The 555-nt window shown below is 64.7% G+C and carries 1 protein-coding gene; it reads left to right on the top strand.

Annotated elements, in window-relative coordinates:
• Nucleotides 1-555, top strand: a 555-nt coding sequence (locus ML342_RS11700) for a purine-cytosine permease family protein (protein ID WP_500809973.1), incomplete at both ends; no start/stop codon positions are given.

Genomic DNA, 555 nt, shown 5'->3' with positions numbered 1-555 from the left:
CGAACCAGATGTACCTGGCCGCTTACGAATACCTGTTGCCCCACGGCTGGGCCGTCGTGGCCACGGCGCTGTTCGTGGTGGTGTCGCAGCTCAAGATCAACGTCACCAACGCTTACGCGGGCTCCTTGGCGTGGAGCAATTTCTTCTCCCGGCTGACCCACCATCATCCCGGCCGGGTGGTGTGGGTGGTGTTCAACACGGCTATCGCCTTCATGCTCATGGAGATGAACGTGTTCGAGGCGCTGGGCGATGTGCTGGGCCTGTATGCCAACATTGCCATTGCGTGGATCATGGCGGTGGTGGCCGATCTGGTCATCAACAAGCCTTTGGGCTGGTCGCCGCGTGGCATCGAGTTCAAGCGGGCGTATCTGTACGACGTCAATCCCGTGGGGGTGGGGGCCATGGCGCTGGCGTCGACGCTGGCCATGGCGGCCCACCTGGGCCTGATGGGGTCGATGGCACAGGCGTTCTCGGCGGTGGTGGCGATGGTGACGGCGTTCCTGACCGCGCCCTTGATCGCCTGGGCCACCCGGGGCCGCTACTACCTGGCCCGCC

It is taken from the genome of Thermomonas alba (genome assembly GCF_022419205.1).
Lineage (GTDB): Bacteria > Pseudomonadota > Gammaproteobacteria > Xanthomonadales > Xanthomonadaceae > Thermomonas > Thermomonas alba.
This window is presented reverse-complemented; position numbering and strand designations above follow the sequence as displayed.